Origin of the sequence: Salinisphaera sp. SPP-AMP-43 (genome assembly GCF_049568105.1) — a bacterium.
Classification (GTDB): domain Bacteria; phylum Pseudomonadota; class Gammaproteobacteria; order Nevskiales; family Salinisphaeraceae; genus Salinisphaera.
In genome coordinates this window covers 837,259-857,939 of record NZ_CP145335.1, presented here as the reverse complement: position 1 = coordinate 857,939, position 20,681 = coordinate 837,259, and the positions used below count along the sequence as shown (strand labels likewise).

The 20,681-nt window shown below is 62.7% G+C and carries 20 protein-coding genes; 17 read left to right on the top strand and 3 right to left on the bottom strand.

What is annotated here, in order from left to right; translation table 11 throughout:
* Positions 1-191: 191 nt before the first annotated feature.
* The 6 genes from V5738_RS03645 (at position 192) to V5738_RS03620 (ending at position 5,398) form a co-directional block, all read left to right on the top strand.
* Positions 192-1,274 (top strand): glycosyltransferase, encoded by a 1,083-nt coding sequence (locus tag V5738_RS03645; RefSeq protein WP_423823051.1) that lies wholly within the window; start codon positions 192-194, stop codon positions 1,272-1,274.
* Positions 1,264-2,301: an acyl-CoA dehydrogenase family protein gene (locus V5738_RS03640; protein ID WP_423823050.1), complete on the top strand. Its 1,038-nt coding sequence runs from the start codon at positions 1,264-1,266 to the stop codon at positions 2,299-2,301. Before V5738_RS03645 ends, V5738_RS03640 begins: the two co-directional genes overlap by 11 nt.
* On the top strand, positions 2,298-2,963 hold the full coding sequence (locus V5738_RS03635) for a PIG-L deacetylase family protein (RefSeq protein ID WP_423823049.1): 666 nt from the start codon (positions 2,298-2,300) through the stop codon (positions 2,961-2,963). Before V5738_RS03640 ends, V5738_RS03635 begins: the two co-directional genes overlap by 4 nt.
* Entirely contained in the window at positions 2,960-3,538 is a 579-nt protein-coding gene (locus V5738_RS03630) for a class I SAM-dependent methyltransferase (RefSeq protein ID WP_423823048.1), read from the top strand. The genes V5738_RS03635 and V5738_RS03630 overlap by 4 nt, the downstream gene beginning before the upstream one ends.
* Positions 3,539-3,598: 60 nt before the next feature.
* The gene (locus V5738_RS03625; RefSeq protein ID WP_423823047.1) at positions 3,599-4,165 is read left to right on the top strand and encodes a DUF421 domain-containing protein; all 567 of its coding nucleotides are present in this window, start codon (positions 3,599-3,601) and stop codon (positions 4,163-4,165) included.
* Between the two features lie 108 nt (positions 4,166-4,273).
* Positions 4,274-5,398, top strand: coding sequence for an AI-2E family transporter (locus V5738_RS03620; RefSeq protein ID WP_423823046.1), 1,125 nt, complete (start codon positions 4,274-4,276; stop codon positions 5,396-5,398).
* A 52-nt stretch (positions 5,399-5,450) separates the two neighbouring features.
* Here V5738_RS03620 and V5738_RS03615 read toward each other — a convergent pair whose 3' ends face one another.
* Positions 5,451-5,699: a DUF7218 family protein gene (locus V5738_RS03615; RefSeq protein ID WP_423823045.1), complete on the bottom strand. Its 249-nt coding sequence runs from the start codon at positions 5,697-5,699 to the stop codon at positions 5,451-5,453.
* Positions 5,700-5,882: 183 nt separating this feature from the next.
* Between V5738_RS03615 and V5738_RS03610 the strand changes: the two genes are divergently transcribed.
* Positions 5,883-6,923: a potassium channel family protein gene (locus tag V5738_RS03610; RefSeq protein ID WP_423823044.1), complete on the top strand. Its 1,041-nt coding sequence runs from the start codon at positions 5,883-5,885 to the stop codon at positions 6,921-6,923.
* A 457-nt stretch (positions 6,924-7,380) separates the two neighbouring features.
* A complete protein-coding gene (locus V5738_RS03605) occupies positions 7,381-8,517 on the top strand; it encodes a sensor histidine kinase (RefSeq protein ID WP_423823043.1) in 1,137 nt (378 codons plus the stop codon).
* 253 nt (positions 8,518-8,770) lie between these two features.
* On the opposite strand, the gene V5738_RS03600 is transcribed toward V5738_RS03605, so the two are convergent.
* On the bottom strand, positions 8,771-9,436 hold the full coding sequence (locus tag V5738_RS03600) for a response regulator transcription factor (RefSeq protein WP_423823042.1): 666 nt from the start codon (positions 9,434-9,436) through the stop codon (positions 8,771-8,773).
* Between the two features lie 502 nt (positions 9,437-9,938).
* Between V5738_RS03600 and V5738_RS03595 the strand changes: the two genes are divergently transcribed.
* A complete protein-coding gene (locus V5738_RS03595; RefSeq protein WP_423823041.1) occupies positions 9,939-10,340 on the top strand; it encodes an ectoine synthase in 402 nt (133 codons plus the stop codon).
* Positions 10,341-10,687: 347 nt separating this feature from the next.
* On the opposite strand, the gene V5738_RS03590 is transcribed toward V5738_RS03595, so the two are convergent.
* Complete coding sequence (locus V5738_RS03590; RefSeq protein WP_423823040.1) at positions 10,688-11,089, bottom strand: hypothetical protein; 402 nt, start codon at positions 11,087-11,089, stop codon at positions 10,688-10,690.
* 367 nt (positions 11,090-11,456) lie between these two features.
* On the opposite strand from V5738_RS03590, the gene V5738_RS03585 reads away from it, so the two are divergent.
* The 8 genes from V5738_RS03585 (at position 11,457) to V5738_RS03550 (ending at position 20,671) form a co-directional block, all read left to right on the top strand.
* Complete coding sequence (locus tag V5738_RS03585; protein ID WP_423823039.1) at positions 11,457-12,230, top strand: GNAT family N-acetyltransferase; 774 nt, start codon at positions 11,457-11,459, stop codon at positions 12,228-12,230.
* 64 nt (positions 12,231-12,294) lie between these two features.
* Positions 12,295-13,092 (top strand): undecaprenyl-diphosphate phosphatase, encoded by a 798-nt coding sequence (locus tag V5738_RS03580; protein WP_423823038.1) that lies wholly within the window; start codon positions 12,295-12,297, stop codon positions 13,090-13,092.
* 1,207 nt (positions 13,093-14,299) lie between these two features.
* Positions 14,300-15,691: an FAD-dependent tricarballylate dehydrogenase TcuA gene (gene tcuA, locus V5738_RS03575; protein WP_423823037.1), complete on the top strand. Its 1,392-nt coding sequence runs from the start codon at positions 14,300-14,302 to the stop codon at positions 15,689-15,691.
* Positions 15,684-16,811, top strand: coding sequence for a tricarballylate utilization 4Fe-4S protein TcuB (gene tcuB / locus V5738_RS03570; protein ID WP_423823036.1), 1,128 nt, complete (start codon positions 15,684-15,686; stop codon positions 16,809-16,811). Before tcuA ends, tcuB begins: the two co-directional genes overlap by 8 nt.
* 66 nt (positions 16,812-16,877) lie before the next feature.
* Entirely contained in the window at positions 16,878-17,555 is a 678-nt protein-coding gene (locus V5738_RS03565; protein WP_423823035.1) for a GntR family transcriptional regulator, read from the top strand.
* A gap of 147 nt (positions 17,556-17,702) precedes the next feature.
* Complete coding sequence (locus V5738_RS03560; protein ID WP_423823034.1) at positions 17,703-18,731, top strand: TRAP transporter substrate-binding protein; 1,029 nt, start codon at positions 17,703-17,705, stop codon at positions 18,729-18,731.
* Positions 18,732-18,746: 15 nt separating this feature from the next.
* Positions 18,747-19,307, top strand: a complete 561-nt coding sequence (locus V5738_RS03555) for a TRAP transporter small permease (protein WP_423823033.1) — start codon at positions 18,747-18,749, stop codon at positions 19,305-19,307.
* A 56-nt stretch (positions 19,308-19,363) separates the two neighbouring features.
* Positions 19,364-20,671 carry a TRAP transporter large permease gene (locus tag V5738_RS03550; protein WP_423823032.1) on the top strand — a complete coding sequence of 436 codons (1,308 nt, stop codon included), beginning with the start codon at positions 19,364-19,366 and terminating at the stop codon, positions 20,669-20,671.
* Positions 20,672-20,681: the final 10 nt, after the last annotated feature.

Sequence of the window (20,681 nt, the reverse complement as noted above, 5' to 3'; positions counted from 1 at the left end):
GAATCATCCCTATCCCCCTTCGACGGCCCGGTGGTTAGCCTTGAGGCCTCGTTTGCAACGGTCGCTCCAACTGATGGATGACGGCAAGCCGAGGCAGTACGGCCTCTACAGCCTGGTCTTGAACGCTTGGATATCGCTTAATGGTGTTGAACCGGCTCGGCAGGCGGCGCGCCGGGCCCCGCGGTATGCCCATGAGTGATTTGATCGCCGATCCCGCCAATCAGCACATCGACCAAGACTTGGTCACGGTGCCCACCGCGGTGTGCGTGCCTGTACGCGATGAAGCCGAACGCCTGCCCACGTTGCTGTTGGCACTGGCCGGCCAGATCGAAGCCAAAGATTACGATGTCTGCCTGTTGTTCGACGGCGATCAGCCTGGGCTACAGCGCCAGGCACAGGACCTGGCCGGCGCGGCCGGTCTATCGCTGAGCTGTCGTACGATTGCCCGGCTGCCGCAAGCCAATGCTGGGCGGGCTCGACGCGCAGCCATGACGCTGGGCCTGGATATCTTGGGCACTGGTTCTACGGCCCTGGTATTGAGCACCGATGCCGACAGCGTGCCGGCGCCCGACTGGATCGCTGCCAACCGCCGCGCCTTGAGCGAGGTAGATGTCGTTGCCGGGCATATCCGCCGCGAAGCCTACCCGGTTCGGCCGGCCCGCGATCGGCTCGAACGCTATCTCGATAATCTCTATCGGCTCGAACGCGGGGTCGACCCGATCGATTACGAACCGCCGCCGGGGCACCCGAGCCTCGGCGGCGCCAGCCTGGGTTTTCGAGCCGAGGTCTATCGCGCCCTCGGCGGCTTCCAGACGCTGGCCGCAGCTGAAGACACGGCCCTGGCCGATGCGGCCCGGCGTGGCGGCTATCGCCTGCGACGCGACCGCCGAGTATGCGTGACCACGGCATCGCGGTTGACTGGCCGAGCCCGTGGCGGGCTGGCTGATGAATTACGCCGCCAGGCAGCCGATCACACCGCGGTACGGGTGACACATCCACTCGATGCGCTTGCCCGTTATCGCCGCTCGGCCCTGGCGCGCCAGTTCTTTGTCGACCCCAGGAACACAACGACGCTGGCCGCCCTGGCCCAGGCATCGGGCCGGTCGACGAGCGAGCTGCTCAACCGGGTCCGCAATACACCGAGCGCCGATGCCTTTACGCTGGAACTCGCCGACCACGATCCCGTACCGCGTCAGCTCGAACTCGCCGCTGCAGAGCATGCCCTGGAATGCGTGCTAGCCGAGTATGAAATGAGTATCGATCATGGTGTATGACATCCCGTCGCTGGAAAACCTAGAACGCCGAGAATCGACCAATACCGAATTCCTGCAGGCAGCGATCGCTCGGTTGAGCGCCCACACCCAGCTCACCGACCCGACCGACCCACAGGCGCTGGTCGCGCTGCTGCGCCAGCTGTATCGGGCCGGGCGTTTCGATCTCGCCGTCGGCCGTCTGTTCGAAGGCCACGTCGATGCCCTCCAGATCATCGACCGCTACGGCCCGGCCGATCTGGCTGCAACGCTGCGCCGCGACGCCGTTGCGGGCCGGGCCAGTTTCGGGGTCTGGAACGCGCCGTGGCTCGATCGAGCGCTGACCTGCCAGGACGAACATATACACGGCGGCAAGGCCTTTGCCTCTGGCGCCGGCGTGCTCAGTCATGCCCTGATCACTCTGAACGCCGGCGAGACCGGCCGCATGCAGCTGCTGCTGGCCGATCTGCAGGCCACGCCGCCCTGTGTCGAGACCGGCTGGTGGGATATCGTCGGTATGCGTGCCTCGGAAACCCACCGGGTTTACTGGCATGACGTGCCGATCGAGCGATTCCAGCCCATCGGCGGACCCGGCGACTACGAACGCTTGCCCTGGTTCGCGACCGGTGCATTACGATTCGTGGCGGTTCAAGCCGGCGGTATCGCCGCCGTGTTCGACGAAGTACGGGCCCATCTCAAGGCCGCACAACGCGCAACCGATCCCCATCAACGGCGCCGCCTGGCTCGGCTGTTCACTCTGGCCCAGAGCGCGGCCGCGATCTGTCGCGATAGCGCCGAGCCGCTGTTTTCAGGCCACGAATCGCAAGTCGCCGCCCAGGTTGCCCATGCCCGGAGCGCGGTCTACGATCTGGCCGAGGAAGCGATCATGCTGGCCCAGCAGTCGGTGGGCGTGGCCGCGCTTTTCAACACTCATCCGCTGTCGCGGGTGCTGACCGATCTGATGGTCTATCTACGCCAGCCCGGCCCCGATGCTCAGCGCATGGCGGTAGCTGACGCCGCGGTGGCCGGCGACCTGGAGCCAGGTCTATGAATACGCTCGAACTCGGCGGGATTCGACGCGCCGTGATCGTCGCCCCGCATCCGGACGACGAACTGATCGCTGCCTTCGGTCTGATCCGACGCCTGCGCGAACAGGGCACGGTCGTAACCGTGATCGTAGCCACCGATGGTGCAGCCTCGCATCGCCACAGCGCGCGCTTCCCCCCGGCGCGGCTGGCCGAAGTCCGACGTGTCGAGAGCCGCGCCGGCATGGCGCGGGCCGGTGTGTCCCCCCACCAGGTACGATTCCTGGGGCACGCCGACGGCAGTCTGGGCGAGTACGGGCGCGCTCAGCGCCAGGCGCTGGCCCGCGACCTGGGCCGCGGGCCGACGCCGGATCTGCTGGTACTGCCGTCGGCTATCGACGATCACCCAGACCATCGCTGCGTCGCCCGGGCCGGAGCGGCGATCTGGCCCCGCTGCCCACAGCGTCTGGCCTATGTGGTTTGGCCGATCGCCGGGCAGCCGCGGCCGCCAGCGCGCTACGCATTGCGGCTATCCGATCGTCTCTGGCATATGAAACGTAGCGCCCTAGCCTGTCATCGGACCCAGGCCGGCCTGATCGACGACGATCCGAGCGGTTTTTGCATCAGCCGGGAACAACGACTGCGTTTTACCCGCCCGGTCGAGCGATTCGTGAGTCCGCGACTATGACCCAGCCGATCGATCTGGCCGGTTTCAATGCACACTTCACGGCCAGCCGCGATCCCTGGGGCACCTGGCAGCGGCGCGATGAGGCCAATAAGCGCCGCGTCATCCTGCGGGCGCTCGGGCCCGGCCCGCATGCCCGGATTTTGGAACTGGCCAGTGGCAACGGCTCGAACAGCACGGCTCTGGCCGATCGCGCGCTGGCGCTGGATGCCTGTGACGGCGCCCCGGCTGCCGTCCGATTGACCGCCGAGGCCTTGGCCGGTCGCACTCATGCCCGGGCGCATCATTGCATGCTGCCAGGGCCGCTGCCCCGAGCGCGCTACGAGGCCGTAGTGATCGCCGAACTGCTCTATTATCTCGCGCCGCGTCCCCTGGCCCGACTGGCCACTGACATCGGCCGCGTGCTGGTGTCAGGCGGGCGGCTGATACTGGCGCATCACCATATCGATTTTACCGATCGCGCCCAGACTACGCGTGGCATTCACCCCCGTTTTCTGGCTGCAACCGGCCGGGTCTGGCGCCGCGACCACCACTATCGCAACCGTCGCTGGACGGTGACGGCCGGCCGGCTCGACTAAGACGGATACGTCTTCGACCACGGCCGACGCCCCATATCGCAACGACTGCAAGAGCCTGCCATGATTGATTCCGACTGGATATTATCCAACGGCACTGCCGTATTTTCGATGCTGATCTCCGCGCTTGGCATCTATGCTGCGTTGCTGCTGTTCACCCGCCTTGCCGGGTTGCGCAGCTTTTCCAAGATGTCGAGCTTCGACTTCGCTATTACTGTGGCCTTCGGGTCAACACTGGCCTCGACCTTGCTGTCCAAGGATCCAGCACTGCTAACCGGCGCATTGGCGCTTGCCGTATTGTTCGGTATGCAGTACGCAGTCGCCCTAGGACGCCGCTCCAGCTCGGATTTCCGGCGCCTGGTCGATAACGAGCCACTGCTGCTGATGGCTGGCGGGCAGCTGTTGCAGGCCAATATGGACGCTGCCCGGGTGACCGAAAGCGATCTCAACGCCAAATTACGGATGCACGGGGTCGCACACCGTGATCAGGTGCGGGCCGTCATTCTGGAGACGACCGGGGACGTATCGGTATTGCGCGCCGACCAGCCGATCGATGACCGGCTTCTGGCCGATGTCCGAGACAGCCACCGGATACCGGGGCAGGCCGATCCACACCGGCCCACGACTTAGGCGTGATTACGGACTCGACCAATGCGTCGACCTCGCGGATACTGAGCGCGAACGAGGGTCGCAACGTATTGTTTCTAGGTTTCCCATCGCAGTCGTGAGTTTTGCGTGATGGCTAAGTTTTCGTCCCATAACCACGATCTGGCCCGCCGCGTACCGCGCTGGGCCGGTATCGGGCTGTTTTTCTATGCCTCGATCTTTGCGCTGAGCGAAGCCAAGGCATTCCTGGTGCCGGTGGTACTCGGCTTTTTGTTGTCGATGGTGTTCGCACCGGTACGCCGAGCGCTCGAACGCTGCGGTATCAGTAGTTGGCTCTCGTCGCTGTTGATTGTCGTACTGCTGATCTTCGGCTTTTTGGGCATGGTTGCGGCCCTGGCCATGCCGGTAAGCAACTGGGTCGAAAACGCACCGCGTATCGAACGCCACGTCGAACGCGAGCTCAACGGCATATCGCAGTCGATCAATGAGGTCTTCCAGGCCAATAAGAAACTGCAGTCGATGACCAACGGCAGCGGCGGTCAGGAGCAGACCGTGGAGGTCGAAAAAGGCCAATCGATGCCGACCCAGATGGCGCTACTCGCCCCCAGTCTGGTGGCACAACTGTTATTCACCTTCGTACTGCTGTTTTTTCTGATGGCATCGGGCGATATGTTCTACGAAAAGCTCGTGCATGTGATGCCGACTTTTCGCGACAAGCGCCGGGCAGTACGAATCGTCTACAACGCCGAGCGTAAGCTGTCGCGCTATCTGTTTACCATCACGCTGATCAATTTTGGCCTCGGTGTCGCCGTCGGCTGCGCGATGTTCGCCTATGGCATGCCCAGCCCGCTGATGTTCGGCGCAGCAGCCTTTTTATTGAACTTCGTGCCCTATGTCGGCGCGCTGTTCGGGGTGGTGGTCGCCGGCGCGATCGCCTTGTTGAGCTTCGACTGGTATGGCTGGCCGCTGATCGTGGCCGGGACCTATCTCATGCTGACCACGATCGAGGGGCAGCTGATTACCCCTTATTTCGTCGGCCGCAGCCTGCGTCTGAATACGGTGGTGGTATTTCTGGCGGTATCGTTCTGGGCCTGGCTATGGTCGGCGGTCGGCATGATCGTGGCGGTCCCGCTGCTGGTGGCGATCCGAACCATCTGCGAACACATCGAAGAGCTGGATCATATCAGCGCTTTCCTATCGGAACGCCACGCCGAAGAGCTCCCCGTCGCCCGCGAGGACAGTCGCTCCCAGTCTTGATCGCATTAGCGCCGCCGCCCCGGCACCTGTCTTGCCGGGCGGCGATAACCGGCTAGTGGGATCGCAAGGCACGCTTGAGTTCGGCCTTGTCCATTTTCGAGCGTTCTTCGATGCCGATCTCCTGGGCCTTATCGTAGAGCTGCTCGTAGGTCCAATCTTCATAAGGATCGGATTGACCGCCCTTCTGGCCGGGGTTATCGGCATTAGCGATCCGGGCGGCTTTTTCCTTGCTGGCCCCCTGTTCGCGCAAGGCTTCGTACTGGTCGTCGTTTTTGACCGACTTACCGTGATCCTGGCTCATCGCAAATCTCCTTTGCGGATTCGAAACAGCGCGGCCTGGCCGCAATTTGTCGATCACAAACCGATAGATAGCACGCCACAACCCACTTAACGCTGTACTGCCCTAGCCTAGGCGATCGCCCCGATTGCAGCGTCCGGAAAAGCCACTATGTTGTCGCGTCTTCTTTAGACGCTCTTCGAGACCATGCTGTCATCCCATCTGTTGTTTTGGAGCGGCGTCGTGCTGCTGTTGCTGCTCGGCTACGACGCCACCCGCACCACCCTGTCGGCCTCCAGTTCGGGCCCGATTACCAATCGCCTGACATCGGGCCTCTGGCGGGTGCTGCTTCGCATCCACCGGCTATCTCCAAGCCATACGCTGCTCGGCGGCGGCGGCCCGACCTTGACCTTGATGCTGATTCTGGCCTGGATTCTGCTGGCCTGGGCCGGCTGGCTGCTGGTGTTCTGCTCGAGTGCTTCAGCGGTCGTCAATTCCACGACTCATATGCCGGCCGATACGATCGATCGTGTGTATTTCATCGGCTATACCCTGACCACCGTAGGTTACGGCGATATGGTGCCCGGCGGCCCCGGCTGGCGGCTGCTGGCCACGATCGCCGGGGCCAACGGGCTCCTGCTGTTCACGCTGTCGATCACCTATGCGCTGCCGATCGTGTCCGCGGCCACCGAAAAACGCCAGCTCGCGCTGTGTATCCATGCCATGGGCGCCTCGCCCGAGGAGATTCTGCAAACCGGGTTCGGCAATGGCGACTTCGATAGCCTGGCCAGCCATCTCGACGGCTTCGAAAGCATGATCGCCGGCTCTAGCCAGAAGCATCTGGCCTACCCGATCCTGCATTACTTCCATAGTGCGACCTCGGTGACGGCCCTGCCACTGGCGCTGGTGCGACTGGATCTGGCCCTGGAGCTTGCACTGATGCGTGATCAGCGGCTCCCGCAGCCGGTGGTCGATCGGATCCGCAGTACCCAGCATGTGATCCAGCAGTTCCTGGCGACTCTGCGTGGCGCATTCATCCGCCCTAGCGACGATACCCCGAATGTGCCCGCGCTCGAACAGGCTGCGAACCTGCTCGACCGCCCCGCCGAAGATCTGGTGCACAAACTGCGCGGGCTGGACAAGCTCAATCTGCTGGCGGCCTATATCGATGATGACGGGCGCCTCTGGTCGCATGTCTGGCTTCCGACGACCTCGTCACGTACCCGACCAGAACATGCCTATAACTGATCGAACGGCCCCGGGGCCTATCGAGTCGGCTGCCCCGAGTGGCCCGCCTTCGAGAGCCAGTGAGCGCAAACGGTATCCTTACCGGATTTCAGCAGTTTAGGTCTGGCGATTCTTGGCTTGTATGATGGCGTATGATTCGCGCCATCAGCGGCGAGACACTGGTCTGCGCCCGCTGAGAAAACAGTTCAGTCGCAGCGGCCCCGCAACCGTCCCGAAATACTGGCGGACTCTATGTCCGCTCGGCCCGCGCAGCTACAGCGGGTTTGTCGTGGGCGCCCAATCGGCCGAGTATGGGGGCGGGCGCGCACCGGGCCGAACCGCAGGTTCGAAATATGCATTGCTGGAAGATGCCTTGGTTTATATGCATCATCAATTATCGCTCGACCTGCCCTGCGACACGTTTGTCGAGCGGCGGTCGTACGTGGCTGCCCGGCTTGTTCAATAGGAGCATGATCTGATGTCGCCCGCCGAAGATGTGATTGATGCTCGCGCCAGTTCGTTGCGCGAACAACTGCAGCTGCTTGCCGACTTCACCTCGGCTGCGGTGGCCTATGTCGACAACGAACGGCGTTTCGAGTTGACCAATACGGCGTTTAAGCGACGCTTCGGCGCGCCCGAGACCGGTGCAACGGCGGGCAGCTTCTTTCAGGGCGTCTGTTCGCCGGCCGTCGACCAGTATCTGGAAACCTCGATGGCCCGCGAGACAGCGCTGCGAGCCCGGCTGGACTGTGCCAACAACTGCGGGGCGACCGAGCGCCTGCGGCTGCAGGTCGTGCCCTATGTCACCGATGCCGGAGTCAGCGGCGCCTTCGTGCTGTTCAATGAGCTCGAAACGCTGGCCATCGAACCCCAACAGACCGCCGAGGAACAGGAAAACGACCGCCTGATCAATCTCCAGCGCATGGCCAAACTCGGCGAAATGGCCGCCGGTCTCGCGCATGAAGTACGCCAACCATTGGCCGCTATCAGCAATTATGCCAACGCCGCGATTCGGATGCTGCGCCGCGACTCGGCCCAAGACGATGTCGTCGCCATCATCACTCAGATCAGCGAGCAGACCGAACGCGCCAACCGGGTGGTGGCCAACGCCCGCAACATGATCGGCGTGGGCAACAACCATTTTCGTCGATTCGATCTACAGCAGGTGGTCCGGGATAGCCTGGGCCTGGTCGAACGCCGGGCGCGGGAGATGGATGTCGACGTCCGGTTGGCTATCGAAGATACGGTGCCGAGCGTGCGTGGTGACCAAGCCCAGATCGAACAGATCCTGGTTAACCTGATGACCAACGCCATCGATGCGATGGCCGATTGCAACAAGCGGGTGTTGACCGTCGATCTGGATACCACCGAAGAAACGATCCGCGTGCGCATATGCGATACCGGCTGTGGCATTCCCGAACAGACCCTGACCTCGATCTTCAAGGCCTTTGAAACCAGCAAGAGCGACGGCATGGGCATGGGGCTTTCAATCAGCCGGGCACTGGCCGAGCGACACGGCGGCCAACTCTGGGTCGAAACCGATCGCGAGGAAGGCGCCGGTTTCGTACTCGAACTGCCGATCGCCGAAGAGTCCAAGGACGAAACCGCGGCTTAGCTCGGCTCAGCGGTGGCCGCCGCTGAGCACTGCCGGCCCGACAATACTGGGATAGGCAACGGGCCGCTTGCTCGATTTTCGATGAATTCGCGTGCGGTTTACCGGCGCGACCGGCCGCCTTTAGCAGGTCAACGGCCATTTGGGTCGCGCTGGGCGAGCGCCCGCGTCGATCAATCGCGCCTAGGCCTATGGCAACACCACGTTCGATAAAGCCACCCCATGAGACAGCCCTCGAACGACAATCTAGAGCCTTCTAGGCGCGGCGATCCGGGCCGCGGTTGCGTGAGTCGCTGGCGGCCTGGCCAGTCGCGGTCAGATGCAATCGCACGAGCTCGGCCAGCGAGCCTGCCCGCATTTTGTGCATGACGTTGGCCCGATGCAGCTCGACCGTCTTGGGGCTGATGCCCAGCCGGCGCGCGATATGCTTGTTGGACCAGCCTGCCACGACTTCTTCGAGCACATCGGCTTCGCGCGGTGTCAGCAGCGATAGCCGCGCGCATACGCTTTCACAATGCTGTTGCGCCGACAGGATCTCGCGGCTTCGCTCGATCGCGTTACGTACATCGGCCAGCAGCATTTCGGCGTTGACCGGCTTGGTCAGAAAATCGGCCGCGCCTTCGCGCATCGCCGATACCGAGACTTCGACATCGGCATAGCCGGTCATGAAGATGACTGGTAGATGCGGCGCTTCGTTGGTGAGATTGCGCTGGATCTCTAAACCGCTCATATCCGGAATGCGCAGATCCAGAAGCACGCAACCGGGGCGTATATCGCGCTCGCGTTCAACGAAGGACCGTCCCGTGGCGTAATCAATACTGGGCACATGAATCGAATCCAGCAAAGACCGGATCGAGTCACGCACTGCGTCGTCATCATCAACGATGTGGACCAGCGGTTCCATCGCTTCTACCGCTTGCATACCAGTTGGTTATGCTAGCAAGTGTTGATCAACACAAAACCCGTATTTATCCGCATAGGTCGGCCGGCAGTTTCAAAAACTCAGCCATCGACACTATGGGGCCAAGCCGGCTGCCGCCGCATGCTGCCGCCTTTGCGGCCTGTGGGCGGCTGACCATTGGTGGAAATAGGCATGCATAGGCCGCCTTCGTTGCCAACTCGATTGTCCGCCCCTAGCGACCTCATTATTGACGGGCGATAGCACTCGACGGGTTCGGCGAATCCAGTCGCAGCCGGGTCGCCGGAACGGTCAGTGCCCCCAATGTGAATATGCGGTTTACGTGAAGATACTCATACCCTGAACCACTGATGCATGTTGCACTTCTGTACAACTCGACCCAGTCCATGGCGATCGCGCGCCAGGCGCGCGGGCCTTGGGGTTGCCCGGTCTGCCAGCCGCGACCGGCGATCGGCCACTCGCGAACCGGGTTTTTCAGTTTATTGCGTTGAAGGGAGATCACGCCATGCTCATTCGTACTCACGAAGATGCCGAGAACGATGCCGTCGAAGACGATAAGTGGATCAGTCGACGCTATACGCTGCGCGCCGACGGTATGGGCCACTCCTTGCACGAGACCTATATTAAGCCCGGCAAGGAACTCCATATGTGGTACAAGAATCACAAGGAGACCGTGCTGTGCATCGAGGGTGAAGGCAAGATCCAGGACCTGACCGAAGGCGGTGAATGGGAGCTCAAGCCCGGTGTTCTGTATGCCCTGGATAAACACCAGCAGCACATCCTGTCTAGCGAAAAAGGCATGACCGTGATCTGTGCCTTCTCGCCGTCGCTGGTCGGTCCGGAATCGCACGACGAACAAGGCAGCTACCCGCTGCTGGATGACGACGGTTCCGTTATCCAACGCTAGCGCCTGCCAGGGGCGGTTTTGCAGCCAGCCCCTGTGCCGCACATCGGCCCCCGAATGCCGACAATTTGATTGGACCGCGGCCAGGTCTACGGCATAGCCGATCTGTTTGGTCGCTGTCTGGCCAGCCGCTGACCGAAAACCGCAGACCCGAGCTGTTGCGCGGGCCCTGCCAGCCAGATCCTGGCATCCCTCACCTGGCGCGCTCGAAAGACCCTCCCCGCAGTCGCCATTCGTGGCTCGGGCCACGACAACACCCTTGCAACTTGCGCCAGACGCGCCATCGCATGCTGCCAGGCGGCCGACCCGCGCCTATCACGACCCGCCATAGTCGTGGCCTCCGGCCCGGTCTAGGCGCCAAATGGTCGGTATTGCCATAGCGTGGCCGCAGGCCCACTGTTCATAATTCGATCATGGCGTGTCGCACCATAGCTCCAGGTACGCAGTTGATACTGACGCACTGGCGAACCGGGCAGATCGGTGATCGGCATCAAACTCGTCCCGGCTACGGCTCGCGTGAAACAGTCGTCAAGTACCGCACGTTGGGCCTTACGCCCGAAATGCAGGATCGGCAGGATCGAGACCACATTGGCAATACGGTCGATACGGCGTGCCTCGAACAAATATTCCAGTGCCCTTGGCATCGGCACGGGCAACGATGTCGCGGCCGCAACGTTGCCGCAGATACGCCGCCACTCGGGATCGGCCTCGACGATACCTAACCACTGCCGGGCAAGTCCGGATGCCAGCAAGGCCTCGGTTACCGGGCCGGCCCCCGCCCGAGTGCCACGATCGTGCTATCGACGGCCGGCGTAGCGACCGCCTCGGCCAGAGCTTCTGCAACGGCCCACCCGCTGAAAGCCCAGGTCGCGATCTGGCACGGCCGAGCCAGCGACAGCCGCCATAGCAGCGTTAGACCCAACATATTCGGCGCTAAAGCATTGGTTTTAATCAGACATAGCAGCCATTCATGACCGGCGAGTGACGCCCGAGCACCTCCCGTACTGCCCCGTCGTAGCGCTGCGGTCAGCGGTCACGCGGCAGTCATCGAACGGTCATCCGAACATCACACACCGGCTCGACAATCAGGCCGTTTCATCCAGTCTCTGGAGGCTTGCCATGTCGCTTGCCCGACGCATCCCAAGCGCGCGCCCGCGCGGCTTCTATTACAGCTTTGCCCAGAACGAACAGGATATCGACGCCAGCCTGGCACTGCGCCACCGCGTGTTCATCGAAGAAATGGGCGCCCCTATCGGACAGGAACGCGATGCGCTGGACGACTTCTGTCTACACTTGATCGTGCGCGAAGCCGCCACCGACCAGGCCGTAGCCAGTACGCGCATCCTCACCCACGAAGCCGCGATCGCGGCCGGCGGTTTCTATTCTGCCGCCGAATTCGACATCGATCGGGTGCTCGCGCGTCCGGGCCGTTTTCTGGAGATCGGGCGAACCTGCGTGGCCCCGGCTTTTCGCAGCGGCGCCGCGATCGCGATGCTCTGGCACGGTCTGGCCGATCTGATCCGGGCCGACGATTACGACCACCTGATTGGCTGCGCAAGCATCGACCTGCGCGACGGCCTCGACCGAGCCCAGGCGATCTGCCGCGATATCCTGGCCCGCCAGCCGCTGCCGACCAGTCGTCGCGTGGTTCCCCGGCAGACGTTGCCGCCGGGATCCGGTCGGTTACCGAAAAGCGTGCGCCTACCCCCACTGATCAAGGCTTATCTACGGCTCGGTGCCCGGGTCGGCGGCCCGCCCTGTCACGATCCGAGTTTCGGCGTCGCCGATGTATTCATGCATCTGGATGTGGCCCGCATCTCGCCGCGCTATGCGCGGCATTTTCTGGGTAGCGACTCGCCAGCCCCCGAGCCGGCAGTCCGCCTGAGCGCATGAGTCGCCGTTTTAACGCCCACCCGGTCAGCTCAGGTAAGCTGTTGGCTTTTTTGAGGGCGAAGTCTTGGTCGACCTGCTCAACGTTACCCTGCTGGGAATCATCGAAGGCATTACCGAATTTCTGCCGATTTCCAGTACCGGACATCTGTTGATCGCCGAACGCTGGCTGGGACAGCGTTCGGACCTGTTCAACATCGTCATCCAGGCGGGCGCCATTCTGGCGGTTTGCCTGATCTACCGGCACCGTCTGGTGTCGTTGTTCGCCAACTGGCGCCAGCCGGAGCAGCGCGATTACCTGGCCAAACTGGCTGTGGCGTTTCTGATCACGGCCGTGCTCGGGCTGATCGCGGTAAAGATGGGCTTCCAACTGCCTACCGAGCTACACGGCGTAGCCTGGGCGCTGATTATCGGCGGTATCTGGATGATCGCCGCCGAACAGATTGCCGCGCGGCGACCGGAATCGTCCAAGATCACCTGGACCGTGGCGATTCTCGTCGGCCTGGCCCAGATGGTTGCCGGCCTGTTTCCGGGCACCTCGCGTTCGGGGGCGACCATCTTCATCGCCCTGCTGGCCGGCACCAACAACCGCAGCGCAGCCACCGAGTTCGCATTCCTGGTCGGCATCCCGACCATGTTCGCGGCCAGCGGCTATGAACTGTTCGATAAAGTGCACCATGGCCAGGTTGGCCAAGTGGACTGGCCGGCGGTCGCGGTCGGCTTCGTGGTCTCGACCATCGTGGCCTTCATCGCGGTGAAATGGCTGCTGACCTTCATCCAGACCCATCGTTTTACAGCATTCGCGATCTATCGAATCGTGTTCGGTGCCTTGCTGCTGGCGCTGTTGCCGGCAGCGACCGGGTAGGCGGTTCTCGATACGCCGGCCGCCGGGACCCGCGCCAACTTCTAGGCGCGCTACTGCCCGGCGGCCGGCGACGCCAGCATATCGGTCGATTTTTCCGGGCGGCATCACCGGCGTCGCGCGCTAGCCGGCATATGCCGCGGATCGTGGCAGTATGCAGCCCATTGGTCGCGACCGATTCACGCGATCAATAGGCCCGCATCACGCACTGGCCCTGTCCACGCAGTCATGCCCAAAGCCCGTTGCGGTATACGCGCGCGGTACTGGCGAATCCATCGCGGTCAGCACGGCACGGGGCGATCACCGCATGTCACGCCCCAGGGGCGTCACGCTGCCGGGCGGCGTCCATAGTCCATTCTTAGGAACCGCCAGGGCAAAGGAACAAGCACACATACCGGAACGCTACGGCAGCCATACGGCGTGATGGCCGTCGCGTGGCGCATGATCGCCCATGTGCGCAACGCCTTCGCCTTGCTGCCCGGCGTCGTTTGTCAGGACGCGTGTGGCGCAGAGGCCCACCATGTCTGAACAGCGTCGTTACGAGATACGTCGCCGCACCCGCAGCCCTGTGCTGGCAAGCCAAGGTATCGTGAGCGCTGTGTGGCCCGGCCATGTGAGCGAACGATCACGCCGGATGGCCGCCATGCGGCTTTACAGGCCTTGACCGTGGGGCCCGCTGTGCTCGGCGGCCTGTGCCTTGCCTAACGCAATAGACGAGCGTCATGCGACAACGCCCTAGAGCACACTCTGAGCTCGCAATGACCGAATCAGCTGCCGTGCCGGGCTGAGCATCGAACCCGCTATGGCCAAGGCCTGCGCAAGTATTGCCCTCGATGGCGGCAGTCGATATCCGGCCCGGCCCCGCCAGGCGTTGCGAATGCGCCGCGCTCTTAGCGACCAACCTGCGGTCCCGGCCCTGATTATCGGATGACCATACTCGCCGGCTGCGATGCGACATCGCTTGCCACGGGCGCCCTATTCAGCCGAGCAGGCGGATCGGCCGAACCTTGGCTGCAGCCGCTTTTGGCCGCAGGCCGACGATGTCATCCCCACGGTCAACATACTCAGATCGTCGATAGAGGCTGCCCAACCCATTGACCCTAAAGAATAAGGCCTAAATCAGCCGATAGTAACGTGGCGATCCGGTTTGTATTTTTTTGTATACATTTGTATAAAACACGCTTGGAGGAGTAACAAGAGTGATACCCACATGAGCAGCAGCGATCCGGCCTATGACGTGCTGGTCGCCGGCGGTGGCAATGCAGCGCTTTGTGCGGCGATCACGGCCGCCCGGGCCGGTGCTTCGGTACTGGTCGTCGAGCGCGCGCCCCGGCCCTACCGCGGTGGCAATACTCGCCATACCCGCAACATGCGCGTAGCCCACGAGGCCGGCAACGACATCCTGACCGGTCCCTATCCGGTCGATGAGTTCTGGGCCGATCTACTGCGGGTTACCGATGGCAATACCGACCAAGACTTGGCGCGCATGACGCTGGAGCGATCGGCCGAACTCTGGGATTTTCTGTATGCCCAGGGCGTGCGCTACCAGCCTTCGCTCGGCGGTACGCTTTCGCTCGGACGAACCAATGCCTTTTTCCTCGGCGGCGGCAAGACGTTGCTCAACGCGTTGTATCGAACGGCCGAAGCGCTCGGCGTCGACGTTCGCTACGACACCGCAGTGGTGGATCTGACCATCGACGATGGCCGCTTCGAATCCGCCACCCTCGAATACAACGGTCGGCGCGAAACGCTTCGAGCCCGGGCTTTCGTCGCCGCATCCGGCGGCTTCGAGGCCAACACCCAATGGCTGAGCGAAGCCTGGGGCCCAGCGGCGGCCAATTTCCTAATTCGTGGCACCCCCTACAACCGCGGCGAACTGCTGCGTCTGCTGCTAGACAAGGGCGCTGCCCAGGTCGGCGATCCCACCCAGGGCCATGCCGTGGCAATCGATGGCCGGGCGCCGAAATTCGACGGCGGCATCGTCACCCGTTTGGACTGCGTACCGTTTGGCGTCGTGCTCAACGCCCATGGCCAGCGTTTCTACGACGAAGGCGAGGATTTCTGGCCCAAGCGTTATGCCATCTGGGGCCGGCTGGTCGCCGCCCAGCCGGACCAGGTCGGGCATGTGTTTATCGATGCCAAATCGATCAAACTATTCATGCCGTCGGTGTTCGCCCCGGAGTCGGCCGACACGATCGAGGCGCTGGCCGACAAAGTCGGGCTCGATCCGGAGACCGTGCGTGCCTCGATCGATGCGTTCAACGCAGCCTGCAGCGTCGGTCACTTCGATCACACGATCTACGACGAATGCCATACCGAAGGCATCGACCCGCCCAAATCGCACTGGGCACGCCCGATCGATACCCCGCCCTATTACGCCTATACGCTGCGCTGTGGCATCACCTTCACCTATCTGGGGGTCAAGGTCGATCGTACGGGGCGCATGCAGCTGGCCGAGGGCCGCCCGAGCGACAACATCTATGCCGCCGGCGAAATCATGGCAGGCAATGTACTCGGCCAGGGCTATCTGGCTGGTATCGGTATGACCATCGGTAGTGTATTCGGCCGCTTGGCCGGCCAGGGAGCCGCGACCCATGTCTGACGTGAATACTTCGGATTTCAATCTCGCCGAACTGGCCCGCATGGACCAGGACGAGGCAGCCCGACAGATGTCGATCTGCAATGCCTGTCGCTATTGCGAAGGCCTGTGTGCGGTATTTCCGGCCATGGAGCTGCGGCGGGCTTTCGAACCGAGCGATGTCGACTATCTGGCCAATCTCTGCCACAACTGCGGCGCCTGTTATGACGCCTGTCAGTATGCGCCGCCGCACGAGTTCGGTGTGAACGTGCCGCAGGCCATGGCTGACCTGCGCGAGAATTCGTATCAGCGCTATGTATGGCCGGCTGCCTGTGCCGGCCTGTTCGCCCGCAACGCCTTCTGGATCGGGCTGGCTGCGGTCGTGTTCGTGGCGGCGTTCATCGTCGGCGTGATCGGCTGGCACGCGGCCGGAGCGATGTTCACGACCTATACCGGCGATGGCGCCTTCTATCGACTGATCCCGCACGGGGTGCTGGTTGCGATCTTCGGTGCCTTATTGGCGTATGCGGTGCTGGCGATGGCGTTGAGTGTCCGGCGGTTCTGGCGCGCCTCGCACGATGGCGAGCCACTGGAGGCGGGCTCGATCGCCCAGGCGATCCGAGATACGGCCACGCTCCGCTATCTACACGGCGGCGGGCCGGGCTGCACCGGCGGCTCCGAACGGCCGAGCGATCATCGACGCTGGTGTCACCATGCCACGGCCTATGGCTTTTTGTTGTGTCTTGCCTCGACCAGTCTGGCCACGGTCTGTCATTACCTCGGCTACGAGGCGCCGTATGCGATCTGGCATCCCGTAGTCGTGCTCGGTGTGTTGGGCGGCATCGGCCTGATCGCCGGGCCGGTCGGGCTTTTGAACGGCCGCCCGGCTTCGGCCAAGGGCAAGCCCCGTTCGGCGGATATCGGGCTGGTATTCATCGTGATGCTGCTGGCCACCAGCGTATCGGGCCTGGCCGTGCTGGTACTGCGTGCCACGCCGCTGATGGGTCTCGCCCTGACAGTCCATCTGGGCATCGTCGCGGCGCTGTTCGTGAGCCTGCCCTACGGCAAGTTCGTGCACGGTCTACATCGGGTCGCGGCCCTGGTTCGCCACGCCCACGAACAACGTGCGGCCGCCCGGCGCTGATCGCATTCGCACAATAGGATAAGCTCATCCCCAAAAACATTAATCGCATGCGATAAACGAGGGGATATGGCGAGCAACGTTTCGCGCGGTGAAGCCGCCTATATGCAGCTCAAGGAAGCCATCCAGTCCGGGGCGCTGGCCCCGGGCACCCGGGTGCGCGAAGTCGAGATCGCCGAGCGCTTCGGGATCAGCCGCACGCCGGCCCGGGAGGCGATCCGCCGCCTGGAGAGCAAGGGGCTGATCTCGATCGTGCCACACCAGGGCGCCGTGATCTCGTCGCTGGATCACCAGCAGACCATGGAACTCTACGATCTCCGAGAGATCCTCGAAGGCTCGGCGGCCGCATTTGCCGCCCGTCATGCCTCGGCAGCGGAAATCGAGGAATTAGCCGAGCTGGTGGTTTCCGAGCCCCAGTTCGCTGATCAGCCGGAGCGGCTGGCCGAGCTCAATCGGGTCTTCCATGCCTCGCTCTATCGCGCGGCCCATAATCGTTTTCTCGAGCGTGCCCTGCTCGGTCTACGCGATTCGATGGCCTTGCTGGGCGGCACCTCGCTGCAGGTCGCCGGACGGTACGAGACCGCCCATGCTGAGCACGAAGCGCTCATCGAAGCACTCAACGCCCGCGACGAAAACCGCGCCGAAACCGCAGCCAAGACCCATATCCGCAATGCCCAGCGCGCCCGGCTCAAGCTCATGCGCGCCCGGATGATCGACGGTACGCAGGCCGCCCCACCGGCCGAATAAACCCCGCTACGGCGCGATTCGGCCCGCGACTTGCGTGCCATCTACAACGTTAGTCGCGTATCGTCCGCTGCATTCTTTTGTATACATTGATATACGAATTAAGCGGCCTGGCCGCTGCTTTCGGGTCATCAAGCCGGTAAAACCATCATGCAACACCGTCATAGTCATAGCCGCCAAACCTGCAAACTGCTCGGGGGCGCGCTGGTCGCGGCCTCTGCTTTTTTAGGCATGCACAACGCCAGCGCGGCCGATCTGACCCTCCGCCTGGCCTGGTATATGCCGCCTAATACTGCGGTCGCTGACCAGGGCCAGGAGATCGCCGACAAGATCGAGTCGATGAGCCAGGGCGATATCAAGGTTCAGACCTTCCCCTCCGGTTCGCTGCTTAAGGAATCCAATATCGGCCAGGGCGTAGCCAATAACACGGCCAATATGGTCATTAGCGGCATGCACTGGTGGTCGAACCAAGCCCCGGCCCTGCAGTGGGACACCATTCCTTTTCTAGTCGACGATGCTTCTGAGTTGCTGGACAAGCTGCACGGCCCGCTTGGCCAGGACATCAATCAGCAGCTCAACCGTTTCGGCACCCAGGTAATCGGTTGGAGCTTCTATGGCTATGCGCTGAGCTATATCAACAACCAGCATCCGGTGAAGCGGCCTTCCGACCTGAAAGGCCTGAAGATGCGCTCGGAGGGCAAGCTGTCGTCGATCTTTCTGAAATCCCAGGGCGCGACGCCGGTGTCGATGGATTCCAGCGAGGTCTATACCGCGATCCAGCGCGGCACCCTGGACGGCGGCGTATCGGGCCTGTCCTCGATCGTATCGCGCAAGTGGTACGAGGTTGGCCAGTACGTCACTGCCATCCACTATGCGCCGCTGGTCTATCCGGTACAGGTCAACCGGCAATGGTGGATGGGCCTGAAACCGTCCCAGCGCAAGATGATTCAAAAAGCCGTAGCCAGCACCGAAAGCGATGCAGTGGCCGAGATCGAGCAGGAATTCAAAAAAGATATCGCTCTAATGAAGAAAAATGGTAACCAGGTTTACCGACCGAGCGATGCCGAGCTTCAGACCTGGCAGAAGGCCACCCAGGCCCAGGCGCGCAAGAACTACTTGAAAGACGCCGGGGGCCAGGGCCAGAAGATCCTGCACGATATCGACACCTCCTCGGAATAGGCCCGGGAGCACGCTATGCCAAGCAAGCGCCCGCACCATGGCACGACGGCCACGCCGCGCCGATCGGTGCTGGCCAGCGCGGCCGCTCTTTTCGGCTGGGTCGGGCGCGCGGCCGGTATTTTCGCCGCCGCGATCACGCTGATCCTGACCGCATCGGTGCTGCTGGGCATCGTGTTACGGGCGATCGCGATCGACAACTCCTGGACTTATGACCTGGATAACTTCGCCCTGATCTGGCTGGCCTTCCTCGGCGCAGCCTATACCGGCTATCGCGGCGCCCACGTCACCTCCGGTATTTCGCTGGAACATCTGCTCGGGCGCGGCGCGATCATGCTGGTCGTGGTTCGGTTCGTGATCGTGGCCGGTTTTCTCGGCGTCTTCATCTATTCCGGCTACCAGCAGTTTCATAGCAGCTGGATGTTCAACGAAAAAACGCTGGATATCGTGCAGTGGCCGGTCTGGGTGGCCAAGTTGGCGCTGCCGGTCGGCGGCATAGCCTGGCTGGCCGCCGAGATTCACAAGTTGCTGGCGCTACTGGGCGGCCAACGCCCCACGTCTGCCGAACCGGCCGACTGATCGCGCGGCCCGTCGCCTCACTCTTCTAACCCGACTGCGTTTTCCGGTAGCCGACTATGCATTTCACTCTGATGATCGTGGCTTTGTTCGCCCTGCTGATCCTGGGTGTGCCGATCGCGATCGCGCTGCTGATCAGCGGCGTGCTCGGCTATATGCTGGCTATCGGCATCGGCCCGGGGATGAATGCCCTGGCCCAGACCTCGTATGCGGATGTGCATTCGTTCGTGATCATCGCGATCCCGCTGTATATCCTCATGGGCCAGATCATGCTCAAGGGCGAGGCCGGGCGCGATCTATTCGACTTCGCCCAGCGGGTGACACGTCGCCTGCCCGGCGGGCTGGCGATTGCTGCGATCCTGGCCAGTGCGATCTTTGCCGCGATTTCGGGCTCGTCCACGGCAACGGCTGCGACCATTGGTTCGATCAGCATCCCGGAGATGATCAAACGCGGCTACGACAAGCGCATGGCCGCCGGTGCCGTGGCCGTGGCCGGTAGCCTCGGCATTCTGATTCCGCCGAGCATTTCGCTGATTCTTTACTCACTAGTGACAGGGGCTTCGGTCGGCAAACTATTTCTGGCCGGCATTCTGCCGGGCTTGATGCTGGCGCTGCTGTTCGCGTTCTATACGATCGCGCGAACCGCGGGTGGCCCGCTGGGGCCGGCTGCGGGCGCCGACCGCACTGCCCCGGCAACGACAGCGCCCGATGCACCGTCGTTGACGATCGGCATGCTGGGCAGTCTGGCCATGATCGTGGTGGTGCTCGGCAGCATCTATGCCGGACTGGCGACCCCAACCGAAGCGGCAGCCATTGGCGTGGCCTATGCGCTGTTATTGACTATCGCGGTCAAGCGCACCCTGGGCCCCCGCCTGCTTGGCCTGGCGACCCTGGACAGCGTCAAAACCAGCGCGATGATCTTGATGCTGATCGCCGGCGCTTCGGTATTCGGCAACACACTATCGCTGCTGCGGGTGCCCCAGGATGTCGCGGGCTGGCTCGACAGCCTGCAGCTTGCCCAGTGGCAGTTCCTGATCGCAATCAACGTGCTGTATCTGGTACTCGGCATGTTCATGGACGCCTCGGCAGCGATTCTGGTGACCATGCCGATCCTGCTGCCGGCCCTGCAGGCCCTGAACATCGATCTGATCTGGTTCGGCGTGATCCTGGTGATCAACATGGAGATCGGCGCGGTCACCCCTCCAGTGGGCATGAACCTGTTCGTAGTCCAGTCGCTGTCCGATGATTATACGATCGCCGACGTGCTGCGCGGCTCGTTGCCCTATGCGTTGATGGGCCTGATCGGTCTGGCTCTGGTCATCATCTTTCCGCAGATCGCACTCTGGCTGCCGTCGCTGACACAGTAGGCCGGCCGTG

What these genes read in the sequence shown, in the direction of transcription:
- V5738_RS03645 (WP_423823051.1), top strand. Translation starts at nt 192, where the DNA reads ATGAGTGATTTGATCGCCGATCCCGCCAATCAGCACATCGACCAAGAC.
- V5738_RS03640 (WP_423823050.1), top strand. Translation starts at nt 1,264, where the DNA reads ATGGTGTATGACATCCCGTCGCTGGAAAACCTAGAACGCCGAGAATCG.
- V5738_RS03635 (WP_423823049.1), top strand. Translation starts at nt 2,298, where the DNA reads ATGAATACGCTCGAACTCGGCGGGATTCGACGCGCCGTGATCGTCGCC.
- V5738_RS03630 (WP_423823048.1), top strand. Translation starts at nt 2,960, where the DNA reads ATGACCCAGCCGATCGATCTGGCCGGTTTCAATGCACACTTCACGGCC.
- V5738_RS03625 (WP_423823047.1), top strand. Translation starts at nt 3,599, where the DNA reads ATGATTGATTCCGACTGGATATTATCCAACGGCACTGCCGTATTTTCG.
- V5738_RS03620 (WP_423823046.1), top strand. Translation starts at nt 4,274, where the DNA reads ATGGCTAAGTTTTCGTCCCATAACCACGATCTGGCCCGCCGCGTACCG.
- V5738_RS03615 (WP_423823045.1), bottom strand. Translation starts at nt 5,699, where the DNA reads ATGAGCCAGGATCACGGTAAGTCGGTCAAAAACGACGACCAGTACGAA.
- V5738_RS03610 (WP_423823044.1), top strand. Translation starts at nt 5,883, where the DNA reads ATGCTGTCATCCCATCTGTTGTTTTGGAGCGGCGTCGTGCTGCTGTTG.
- V5738_RS03605 (WP_423823043.1), top strand. Translation starts at nt 7,381, where the DNA reads ATGTCGCCCGCCGAAGATGTGATTGATGCTCGCGCCAGTTCGTTGCGC.
- V5738_RS03600 (WP_423823042.1), bottom strand. Translation starts at nt 9,436, where the DNA reads ATGCAAGCGGTAGAAGCGATGGAACCGCTGGTCCACATCGTTGATGAT.
- V5738_RS03595 (WP_423823041.1), top strand. Translation starts at nt 9,939, where the DNA reads ATGCTCATTCGTACTCACGAAGATGCCGAGAACGATGCCGTCGAAGAC.
- V5738_RS03585 (WP_423823039.1), top strand. Translation starts at nt 11,457, where the DNA reads ATGTCGCTTGCCCGACGCATCCCAAGCGCGCGCCCGCGCGGCTTCTAT.
- tcuA (WP_423823037.1), top strand. Translation starts at nt 14,300, where the DNA reads ATGAGCAGCAGCGATCCGGCCTATGACGTGCTGGTCGCCGGCGGTGGC.
- tcuB (WP_423823036.1), top strand. Translation starts at nt 15,684, where the DNA reads ATGTCTGACGTGAATACTTCGGATTTCAATCTCGCCGAACTGGCCCGC.
- V5738_RS03565 (WP_423823035.1), top strand. Translation starts at nt 16,878, where the DNA reads ATGGCGAGCAACGTTTCGCGCGGTGAAGCCGCCTATATGCAGCTCAAG.
- V5738_RS03560 (WP_423823034.1), top strand. Translation starts at nt 17,703, where the DNA reads ATGCAACACCGTCATAGTCATAGCCGCCAAACCTGCAAACTGCTCGGG.
- V5738_RS03555 (WP_423823033.1), top strand. Translation starts at nt 18,747, where the DNA reads ATGCCAAGCAAGCGCCCGCACCATGGCACGACGGCCACGCCGCGCCGA.
- V5738_RS03550 (WP_423823032.1), top strand. Translation starts at nt 19,364, where the DNA reads ATGCATTTCACTCTGATGATCGTGGCTTTGTTCGCCCTGCTGATCCTG.